Here is a 10,149-nt window from a genome sequence, read left to right as displayed (position 1 = left end):
CAACAAGATACGGGCACGGGTCAGTTTGCGAGCCGAGTGCTTTCCAGTCCTCAACAGGGTTTCTAGCTGTTGAACTTCGGCATCCGTTAAATCGACGATGTAACGCTTCTGACTCATAATGATCTTCCTGGATTTGAGTCACCTTACCAGAAATAACCCCACCAGGCAAAGTTCCCTTGGCAGACTACTAGTGGCATCATGCTTGAACGACTTGGTGTGATCTACGGTCGGCGTTGTGTCCATTCTTCCGACTTACAGCGAACGTCTGTTCCTCCCAATCGGCTGCTCCTAGACAGGAGTAGGGGCGATTGTGTCTAGGGGGAGTGTACTCGAACTTTCCACTTCCACATGACCAGGAGGTGGGAAGGTACAAATATAGCTATTTGCAAAGTTATCTGGATGAGGCATTGGAGTAAAATCCCACGGGGAAACAGGCGATGCACTCACAGATGCACAGAGTTGATAGTGCGTTGAACTAGGATTTCGCCCTGCACTAGAATAGACTCGCAGATAATAAGTGCCCGAATCTAGGGTCGTTTTTATCGATTCACTGCTCCTGTCTCGGCGGGCGGATGCAAACAGAACCTGTCCTTTGTCATTGAGGAGCTGCAAATTTGCATCTGCTTTTAGCCGAGCCAGCGAGAAGTTGTTGCTGCTCCGTTGGCTGAGGGTAAAGCGGAAGAAATCGTTGCTGTCCGCACCACCAATTTGATCCTTAAACCTCTAGCTGTTCAAGGGGTTGATTGCTCTTGCACGACTTAGAGTATTGCCAACGCGATCGCCAGCCATAAATGCAGTTCAGGAGGGTACAGTTTAAGCCTTCCCGTCATTCTCTACAAAGTAAAAGTTAATAATTTCGTTACACGGGATCTTTAAAGGCGAGTGATTTAACGTCAAAAGGATGCGGAAATTGCGCTAGTAATTTGACAGAAAACCTGTCGCGTATCTTGCTTTTCGGACTCTTACGTAAATCTGGTGAAAAGGGATGGGATTGCTGAAGCAGTTAACGTCGCTCAAGGGATTAAAGTACTTCCAGTCCTAACTTCACCTAAAACGCGTAGGAGTCTGAAAAACGGGAAACGTGACAGTAGAGTAACCTGATTCATCAGGGTTTCATAGTTGAAGAATGTGGTAATTCTCATGAAACCCTCTCCTCTTCTATCTCTGCAACCTTTTGTCCTATACTCAGGTGGACTATGAGTAATCCAAAACTGTTAAACGAGCCAGAGGACAACTCGGAACTTCTCAGGATGTTCAACGAAGATCAGTCCGATCGTCAACCGCCAGCAGGACAGGCGATCGATTGGTTTATAGTGGGTTCCAGAGATGCAGTACGACTAGCACGAGTAAAGTAGCGGGCGTAGTGTCTACGTCAGTGGGATATATGGGAGGACATTTCGAGCATCCCAGCTATCTCGATGTTTTGTCTCGCATTACAGGTCACGCAGAGGTTTGCCAGGTGGAATATGACCCGTCGCGCGTCAGCTATGACGAATTGCTGGCACTCTTTTGGCAGATCCACGATCCCACCAGCCTCAATCGCCAGGATGCAGCCCGGGGAGAACATATCGATCGGTCATTTTCTACCACACCCTTGACCAAGCGACGCGATCGCTCGATAGTCCAAAGAGCGTCTCGATCGCTCCGGCGAGTACAACAAGCCGGTTGTGACTCAGATTGAGCCTGCGTCCCCATACTGGTTAGCCTCCGAAGAACACCAGCAATATTTGGAGAAGAAACAGCGACGGCAGACTCACAGCAATCAGCCGATCGTTTCCCCGTAGATCATGCAGCCCCTTGTCGGATAATGAATAGGGAAAAACGGAGCGTTACAACAGGGGATGAAATGACCCAGGCGAAACAGGGCAGTGACTTGCAGCTATACGATTGTTTTCAGCAAACTAAACGGCAGCGAGTCAGCGACGGGGCGATCGTGCCCATTCTGGAGGGATGTAGTTCTGCCGCTCGAATCCTGGTGCTACTGTGGTCGCAGTTGGGGGATTTTGACAATCTTGAATATGCCTGGTGGTTGCAGCGGGAGGCAAAATCACTTCGAGAGGCAGGCATTGCCATTCGTGCCGTAGGAATTGGCGATCGAGGCTCAGGAGAACAGTTTTGCGCCTACACAGGCTTCCCTGCGGATTGCCTTTTTGTTGATCCGAAAGCCGAACTGCATCAGCAGCTTGACCTCTACCAGGGACTATTGCTGAAGTTACCCCTGCTCTCACCCGGACAAAATGCCTGGCTAAACCTGCTCTTAATGTGCGCCGGAATTGGCAGTCCAGGAACGCTCTCCGAAGTCTTTCGCGGCTATCGAGGCGACCGGAAAGCTCCTCAACTGATTGCGGATGAGGAAACGGTGAAAGCACCCCCACTTCCGCCCCTGAAAGGTTCCTCGTTTCGATGGGCAGGCGGCAAAGGGTATCAGCGTCCGTTTGAACTGGCGACGCTACGTCTGCGAAACATGGGCGAAGTGTTGAGTCACTGGAAAACCTATGTACCCGACTCTGCTTATCTGACGCAGCGCGGCGCAACATTTCTGTTTGATGCTGAGGGTCAGTTGTTGTACGAACACCGCGATCGTGCCATTCTGGGTTTTGCTGAAGATAAGAGCAAACCGCTGTCATTTCTCACCGTGCGATCGGATTAACGAACGGTACAACGGCAGATAGCATTCCAATTCAGCCTTCTACGGCTTTGGGGCGAGGCAATTCCTCCAATCAACAGGAATTCAGCGGGGTCAGGACTTTGACATCTGCTCTAGCAGTCCTTTCAAGGCAGCATCCTGCCGTTCTTGCATTGCCTGGCACACTCGCTGCCACAGGATCTGATCCTGAATGTGAATGCCCATTGCTTCAGTCGCCTCTTTCGCATCCTCCGGTTTACCCTCGGCAATCAAGGTCAGCAGAAATTGGATCGCCTCTGGCTGCCGCAGTGTAGAGATAGCGAGAATTCCTGTTTTGCGAAGCTGCGGATCTCGAATGCCCTGCCACCAATCCCGCAGAATCAGAAAGGCTTCGTTTAATTGCGACTCAGACAAGGCTAACACTGCAGCTTCTGCCTGGTCTGCCTCTGCTAATGCCATTGCGGTACGAGCATAAAGGACATCCTCGACCAGAGGGAGGGACTGCTGGGGTGCCAGTTGCAGCAGGGCAAGTAAACATTCTGATAGCACAGGTGAGGTGTCGCCGACTTTGACCCGCAATCGCAAAAGCGGTACTCCCTGATCATTGGCGCTATAGGCAATTGCTCGTGCTGCCCCAATTCGAGCCTCTGGTTCTGGATCTGCCAGTAGATCGCCTAACTCGACTATCACTTGAGGATAATTCATTCGCACCAGCCCTAATGCACAGGTGCCGCGCAGTCGAGGAGCCGTGTCCGTCGTGCCACCCCAGATGGGTTCTGGCTGAACGTGCCGAATGCCTTTGAGGAACAGCGTTTCGTTGCTGTATTCCAGGCGATACAGTGTATCTGCTATGGCTTGTTTTGCCAGACAACCAGGATCGTTGTCCTTCGGTTTAATCAGGAAACGATCAAAAGCATCCACGAGATCGGGAATAAAAGCATACAGTTCCGCTTGAGCCACGATGCCAGCCGCTTGAGCAGCAGCAACTGAATATTTGCTGCTCAGAACTTGTTGCAGCACCGCTGAGGCTGTTTCTGAAGTGGGGTCAGGGCGAATCTGGTTCAAACTTGCGGTCAATTCTTCCAGTTTGCGAGACTTTGCCATCGGTGCTTGCCCTCCCGTGATGGATTGAATTGGTTCTGTTGGGTCTGGACAGTTCTGGGGCTTTATGAAATAGTACTATTGTTCACGCAACACCATACAACGATTACATTGCCCCTAGTCATCGCGCTGGGGGTTTTAATGATCCTGAGCGGGCAATCGCTTGCTAAAGTGTGAACGTTACAATCAAGAAGCAGCAATATTATCTATGGCGAGCGGTAGACTCAGAGGGCAATGTGCTTGATATTTTGATGCAACAGCATCGAGATACGAAGGCAGCTAAGCGGTTTTTCTGCAAGCTCCTCAAGCAGCAAGGCTTTGTGCCTCGGGTGCTCGTAAGCGACAAGCTGAAAAGCTACGAAGCTGCCCAAAAGCAGATGCTCAAGAGCGTGGAGCATCGACAGCACAAGGGGTTGAACAATCGAGCAGAGAACTCGCATCAACCGACTCGAGTGCGAGAGCGGCGGATGCGGAAGTTTAAGTCACCGGGGCAAGCCCAACGATTTCTGGCTGCGTTTGGACCGATTCGAGACCACTTCCACCCGAAACAACATCAGCTAACAGCTCATCGCTACTGCGAACAAATGCGTCAACGAATTGAAGATTGGCAAGAGATTGTTGGGTTGAAATCTGCCGCATAATCCTGTGATTCCACCTCACTAGAGACTACCGTGCTTACTCTTAAATTTTTCTGGTTAAGTTGACTGCGAGGATAGAAGAGTCTTTCTGCTGCCAATCTGACCCATAAGTTGACCGGCTCTGTGCCTTTGTATTGATTTGTCGATTGGAAGTAGAAAGACTTTTGTTGCTGGTGTGGCTTGGGCATCGTGACCTGATAGGAGCCTGTCTTAAATAAAGTCTCATCGCAGTCTTGTCCATTGCCCAGTTCTGCAAGCAGTTCTGCTCTTCAACCAGGCGGTAAACAATGACACAATCTACGACCGATCCGAATGCAGTGATCATCGGCGTTGACACGCATAAAGACACGCATGCTGCAGTTGCTATTAATGGCTTAGGTGCACGTCTAGGAGATCGCATCATACCGACTACTCAAGCCGGATATCAACAATTGCTGGAGTGGGCAAAGACATTCGGCGTGTTTGCTGCGTTTGGTGTGGAAGGAACTGGGTCGTATGGCAAGGGTTTAAGCCAGTTCCTGCGTCGTCAAGGACTGAAAGTGGTGGAAGTCAGTCGTCCTTGCCGCCGGGGTCAGCAACGGTTGCAAGGCAAGGATGATCTGCTCGATGCAGAAGATGCCGCTCGCCAAGTGTTGGCTGGACAAGCTACAGCAACTCCGAAATCGAGCGAAGGTGGAGTGGAAATGATTCGGATTCTCAAAGCAGCACGAGATACGGCAGTCAAAGCCCAAACTCAAGTGATAGTGGCACTCAAAGTGATCATCGTCACAGCCGATGCAGCGTTACGGGCACAGTTGGAATCTTTGTCCACCCCCCAGTTGGTCAAAGCCTGTGCACAACTCGAAGTTGGGACACTCGATACACCGATGGCAACGATGCGCTATGCCCTCGCTGCAATGGCAAAACGCTGGACACAGTTACATGACGAGATTGAAACGCACACCCAGCATCTCACGACCCTCGCCCAAGCAGCAGCTCCTGAATTAGTGCAAGCGTTTGGCATTGGAACGGATACGGCTGCTGAGATGCTGATCACCTTTGGGGATAATGCGGAGCGTGTGCATTCTGAAGCCGCCTTTGCCAAGATGTGCGGCGTCTGTCCAATTCCAGCGTCTTCCGGCAAAACGCAGCGCCATCGCCTCAACCGAGGCGGAAACCGTCAGGCGAATGCCGCGCTATTTCGCGTGGTCATTGTGCGAATGCGATGGCATCAGCCGACCCAGGACTACGTTGCCCGTCGGATAGCACAAGGGTTGTCGAAACGAGAGATTATTCGGTGTCTCAAACGTTATGTCGCAAGAGAGATTTATCACATTATTCGCAAAAGCACTCCCCTCCCCAAGTGCCTGACGTGATGCATTCTTAGAGTACAAAAAGGACTTGACATCTATAGGAGCATCAGTACCCGACCAGTGGCAAACCTACGAGTTTGTGCAGATTGCGAAGGGACAGGCAGCTTGGGAAACGGATCTGGCGATGCGGGCAAACCGCCTGCTGATTTGTGATACTGACCCGCTGGCAACCCACGTCTGACATCGCCGCTACCGAGGAACTTATTGCCCAGCCGTTGAACGGATTGCTGAGCGTTGTCACTATGACCTGTACATTCTGACTGCTCCTGATTTTGCCTTTGTGCAGGACGGGACGCGCGAGGGTGAAGAGATTCGGCTGGAGATGCACCAGTGGTTTATTGAGGTACTGAACCAGAAAAGCAAGCCGTACATCACCGTGCAGGGAAAACATGAGCAGCGAATGGCAGAGGCGATCGCAGCGATTGATGCTTTGCTTGTATTTCCGCCTTTAGCCGCCTGAAGTAGGGATTTCACTGTTCTCCTTCCCTGCAGGGGACTTTGCGGGCGGTATTTCGGCTGGAGGAAGGACAGACTCCTGTTCGCCCCGTTGATTGCTGCAAAACTTCGAGGCGTCCTGCCTAATTGAAACCAAAATTTACAGCAAAATTGATTCAAAAAATCAGGAATTGGTTAGGGTATGGGTGATGTCTCTCTATATGAAATAGAAATTCTCAAGGAGGTGGAGGATGACTGTATTCGTAGCCGATCGCGTCACGGCAAAGACACTCACGCTTCAATCGCAAGCCACAGTGAGTCTCGTTCACTCCTGCACCATTTCGGCAAGATGATTCGAACTCTTCTGTGAACCTTGCACTGTACAAGTTATCACAGAAAGGAAATCCAATGAATTTAGAACAATTAGGCTGGAGCGATCGTTATGCTTGCAGCTTTAGATCTTACTACGACCAAGGATTTGCGGTCGGTCGAGTTGCTGTTGAACATCGTAATTCTTACTTGCTTTACACTGAGCAGGGGGAGCAACTGGCAGCAGTTTCTGGTAAGCTCAGGCATCAAACGACTGGCATTCAGGACTTCCCAGCCGTTGGAGACTGGGTGGTGATTCAGTCCAGTTCGATAGACCATCGCGCCACAATTCACGCAATCTTGCCACGCAAGAGCAAATTTTCTCGCAACGTTGCAGGTAGTACGACTGAGGAACAGGTGATTGCTGCCAATGTCGATACCGTATTTCTCGTTTCTGGGTTGGATGGTGATTTGAATCCGAGACGGATCGAACGCTATTTGATTCTGGCATGGGAAAGCGGTGCCAGCCCGGTGATTGTATTGAACAAGGTAGATCTCTGTTTGCACGTTGAACGACGACTGGCAGAGATAGAAGCGATTGCCATTGGTGTTCCAGTTATTGCTTTGAGTGCCACACAAAAACAGGGAATGGATGCGCTCCAATCCTACCTACAAGCCGGAAAAACGATCGCCCTGCTGGGGTCATCGGGTGTGGGTAAATCCACGATTGCAAATCAATTGAACAGTGAGCCACTACAGACAGTTCAGGCAGTTCGGCGAAGAGACGATCGCGGTAGACATACCACCACGCATCGACAATTAATTCTGCTCCCTTCGGGTGCATTAATGATTGACACACCGGGAATGCGTGAAATTCAAGTATGGTCAGGTGCTGAGGGATTGACAGAAACATTTCCAGAGATTGAAACATTGGCGCAGCAGTGTCATTTTCGAGATTGCCAGCACCAACAGGAACCCGGCTGTGCCATTCAACAGGCACTCGCTGACGGACATCTCGACCAAGGACGGTTCCTGAACTATCAAAAGTTGCAGCGAGAACTATACTATCTGGCTCGCAAGCAAGACCAACGAGCAACTCTGGCAGAGAAGGAGCGGTGGAAGAAAATTCATAAATCGCTCCGCAACCACCCCAAATACCGGGAATGATGGTTCGCTTAATACTCTATGGATTTAATCCATTATCACACCCAAACTACTCGTGGAAACCAACTTGGCATATTTTACCAGTACGCCTCGTGTACACAGTGCAAGGTACTCATGAACACCGAATGGCAAAGGCGATCGCTGCGATTAATGCTTTGCTCCAGCTTCCGCCTTTAGATGCCTTCTGAATCCTGCGAGTACAGTACTCTGGTATACTCTGCCCCATGGAGTTGACCTAAAAGCTAACGCGACCTGTCGTAATCAACTGAAATCTTGCAAGCAACGATACAACTGACAGAAACAGTGTCCCTCAGGGGGTGACAGCGAGGCAGAAAGGTAAGGCTGGTAGCAGACAGAGACGATCTGAAGCCGAAAAAATAGGGTGAATCCGAAGAATCACCCTCAATTTCAAAAAATGTTGCCTTCATTTTATCAGGCTTGTCTACAAACGCAACTGAGTTCAATTCAATTCATAACCCTGCAAATGCTGGTCGCCCTGCTGCAACGGGAACGTTGCGTGAGCATCGAGCGGTTAGCCACCTTATTTGCTCAACCCATTCAGTTTGAAAGTCGGCGGCGGAATCTTCAACGGTTTCTGCAACTTCCCCAGTTGAATATCAAAACCTTGTGGTTTCCGATCCTCAAATATTGGCTCAAGCAACAGTTTCATCGAGGGCAACGGCTATCGCTGGTGATTGACCGGACTCAGTGGAAACATCATAATCTGCTGATGGTCAGCGTCGTTTACAAGAAGCGAGCTATCCCACTGTTCTGGGATTGCCTCGACCATTGCGGCTCAAGTTCGCTCTTCGAGCAACAAACCGTTCTGCGGCCGGTGTTGAGTTTGATGCAGCGCTATCGCTGTATTGTGCTGGGAGACCGGGAGTTCCACAGCGTTGCGCTTGCCGATTGGTTGCGTCAACAACGGGTCGGATTCGTCCTGCGCTTACCCAAAAGCACGACGGTCAAGTCCCAACTCAGACGCTAAATGGTTGTGTCGCAAAAACGGGTCAATGGTAGGGTAGACAAGCCAGTTGTGTCGCAAAAACTTATTAGGGACAAACGATTGGTATCGTCTGCATTCCCTTAAGCAGCAATTCCAAAGATTACTTCAATAAACTTCGATTGAGAGATACTATCCCCTTGGTTAATTCCATTCACTTGTCCTTTGCGAATCATATTCATCGCTTCAATGCCACTCAAGGTTCTTCTGGCACTATTAAACGACTTAAATCCCATCATCGGCTTCACGATATGCTTAATGTTCCGATGATCTTGCTCAACTACATTGTTTAAATACTTGCTCTGCCTTAAGTCGGTCTCTTTTTCAATCGTTCCATCTTTTTGAAGTGCCTCCATTGCCACTGGATAAGCTGCATTCTTGTCCACATTAATGACTCGTGGAGACCCAGTGTGCTGTGCTTTAAGCACTTTACGGAAAAATTGTGCCGCTGCCTTGCCATCTCGTTTGGCACTCAACATGAAGTCCAGAGTATTCCCCTCCGAATCGACAGCACGATACAGATATTTCCACACTCCCCTGACTTTGATATACGTCTCGTCCACGCGCCACGAGTCGTTTGTCGGCTTCAAGTGAGGTCGAATGCGTTTGTCCAGTTCTGGGGCTCTAACAATGGTAAGGTGACTGCCGAAGCTTCAATATGAGTCAAGTAAGCCAGGCTCTGAGGGGAGGGGATGATCGCTCCTCTTGACTCTCCAGCCTACTAGAGAGTTTAGAATGAAAGCATGGCATTAGTGAGGTAGCTATGCTAGCCCAAGAACAGTTACAACGGATTGGTTCAGTTGCGAAAGAGAGCGGACTGCCAATCAAAACGATTCGCTATTACGATGAGTTAGGGTTGCTCAAAACTTTTGGCAGAACAGAAGGCAACTATCGACTGTTCAACTCAGATGTATTTGGTCGTTTGCGGTTTATCAAACGCGCTCAAAGTTTAGGGTTAAACCTGTTAGAGATCAAAGAATTTCTAGAAGTGCATGATCAAGGTGATTTACCGTGCGATCACATCAAAGTGAAACTAGAAGATAAGCTCTCACAAATTGAGCAGCAAATCCAGCAATTACAGATTCTGAAGCAGGAGTTGAACGGGCTTCTATCTGGTTGGGAAGCTATTCCTGAGCATCCTGAAGAAACAATCTGTCCGATTATTGAACGAGCATAAAAACTCTTTGAGTTTAATAATTTTTCAGCCTATGCGTTATAAAAACATAGGCTATTCTTGTTGGTGTTATTTTGAAATCATATTTAGAATAAGCAAGCCGTGTTTTTGTTTAATTTTGATTCTTTTTTGATTGCTTCTATTGACTCTCCAGCCAACTAGAGAATTTACGCTAATCCTAGTTGGAAAACTTCGATTGATTGGAGGTCTGCCATGAGAAGTTATCTTGAATCATTCAATGGTTACGCAGAGAAAAAGGAGCCATCACAACTCTCAGATGGGTTTAGACCCCAGTTTGAGGGAGTTAGCGATTGGTTCAATCACACCGTTAACGCGATCGCCCATGC

12 protein-coding genes and 2 pseudogenes are annotated in these 10,149 nt (G+C 49.3%); 11 read left to right on the top strand and 3 right to left on the bottom strand.

Annotation, left to right across the window (positions count from 1 at the left end):
* Positions 1-288: 288 nt before the first annotated feature.
* Positions 289-708 (bottom strand): pre-peptidase C-terminal domain-containing protein, encoded by a 420-nt coding sequence (locus H6F80_RS31275; protein ID WP_190791492.1) that lies wholly within the window; start codon positions 706-708, stop codon positions 289-291.
* Positions 709-1,196: 488 nt separating this feature from the next.
* Here H6F80_RS31275 and H6F80_RS10400 point away from each other — a divergent pair, with 488 nt between their 5' ends.
* From H6F80_RS10400 to H6F80_RS10390, 4 genes are all read left to right on the top strand, one after another.
* On the top strand, positions 1,197-1,355 hold the full coding sequence (locus H6F80_RS10400; RefSeq protein ID WP_190791490.1) for a hypothetical protein: 159 nt from the start codon (positions 1,197-1,199) through the stop codon (positions 1,353-1,355).
* Between the two features lie 8 nt (positions 1,356-1,363).
* Positions 1,364-1,681 (top strand): peptide-methionine (S)-S-oxide reductase, encoded by a 318-nt coding sequence (locus H6F80_RS30755; RefSeq protein ID WP_518523554.1) that lies wholly within the window; start codon positions 1,364-1,366, stop codon positions 1,679-1,681.
* Complete coding sequence (locus H6F80_RS31270; protein ID WP_518523553.1) at positions 1,668-1,784, top strand: peptide-methionine (S)-S-oxide reductase; 117 nt, start codon at positions 1,668-1,670, stop codon at positions 1,782-1,784. The genes H6F80_RS30755 and H6F80_RS31270 overlap by 14 nt, the downstream gene beginning before the upstream one ends.
* 62 nt (positions 1,785-1,846) lie before the next feature.
* The gene (locus tag H6F80_RS10390) at positions 1,847-2,650 is read left to right on the top strand and encodes a peroxiredoxin-like family protein (protein WP_190791489.1); all 804 of its coding nucleotides are present in this window, start codon (positions 1,847-1,849) and stop codon (positions 2,648-2,650) included.
* A gap of 90 nt (positions 2,651-2,740) precedes the next feature.
* Here the strand turns inward: H6F80_RS10390 and H6F80_RS10385 are convergent, their stop codons facing one another.
* On the bottom strand, positions 2,741-3,730 hold the full coding sequence (locus H6F80_RS10385; protein ID WP_190791488.1) for a hypothetical protein: 990 nt from the start codon (positions 3,728-3,730) through the stop codon (positions 2,741-2,743).
* Between the two features lie 170 nt (positions 3,731-3,900).
* On the opposite strand from H6F80_RS10385, the gene H6F80_RS10380 reads away from it, so the two are divergent.
* From H6F80_RS10380 to H6F80_RS10355, 6 genes and pseudogenes are all read left to right on the top strand, one after another.
* Positions 3,901-4,368 (top strand): IS6 family transposase, encoded by a 468-nt coding sequence (locus tag H6F80_RS10380; protein ID WP_518523552.1) that lies wholly within the window; start codon positions 3,901-3,903, stop codon positions 4,366-4,368.
* Between the two features lie 284 nt (positions 4,369-4,652).
* A complete protein-coding gene (locus H6F80_RS10375; protein WP_190791487.1) occupies positions 4,653-5,720 on the top strand; it encodes an IS110 family RNA-guided transposase in 1,068 nt (355 codons plus the stop codon).
* Positions 5,721-5,745: 25 nt separating this feature from the next.
* Positions 5,746-5,898 (top strand): hypothetical protein, encoded by a 153-nt coding sequence (locus H6F80_RS10370; protein ID WP_190791486.1) that lies wholly within the window; start codon positions 5,746-5,748, stop codon positions 5,896-5,898.
* A 15-nt stretch (positions 5,899-5,913) separates the two neighbouring features.
* Positions 5,914-6,177 (top strand): annotated as a pseudogene (locus H6F80_RS10365) (AAA family ATPase); the annotation flags it as partial.
* Positions 6,178-6,560: 383 nt separating this feature from the next.
* Complete coding sequence (gene rsgA, locus H6F80_RS10360; RefSeq protein WP_190791485.1) at positions 6,561-7,628, top strand: ribosome small subunit-dependent GTPase A; 1,068 nt, start codon at positions 6,561-6,563, stop codon at positions 7,626-7,628.
* Between the two features lie 412 nt (positions 7,629-8,040).
* Positions 8,041-8,613, top strand: coding sequence for a transposase (locus H6F80_RS10355; RefSeq protein ID WP_190791484.1), 573 nt, complete (start codon positions 8,041-8,043; stop codon positions 8,611-8,613).
* Positions 8,614-8,711: 98 nt separating this feature from the next.
* On the opposite strand, the pseudogene H6F80_RS10350 reads toward H6F80_RS10355, so the two are convergent.
* Positions 8,712-9,269 (bottom strand): annotated as a pseudogene (locus tag H6F80_RS10350) (IS6 family transposase); the annotation flags it as partial.
* A gap of 122 nt (positions 9,270-9,391) precedes the next feature.
* Between H6F80_RS10350 and H6F80_RS10345 the strand changes: the two are divergent.
* Complete coding sequence (locus H6F80_RS10345) at positions 9,392-9,805, top strand: MerR family DNA-binding protein (RefSeq protein ID WP_190791483.1); 414 nt, start codon at positions 9,392-9,394, stop codon at positions 9,803-9,805.
* Positions 9,806-10,149: the final 344 nt, after the last annotated feature.

The organism is Leptolyngbya sp. FACHB-711 (assembly GCF_014695615.1).
In the GTDB taxonomy this organism is placed as follows: Bacteria; Cyanobacteriota; Cyanobacteriia; order Elainellales; family Elainellaceae; genus Leptolyngbya_A.
Note: the sequence above shows the minus strand (reverse complement) of the source record. Positions and strands in the feature narration are given on the sequence as shown.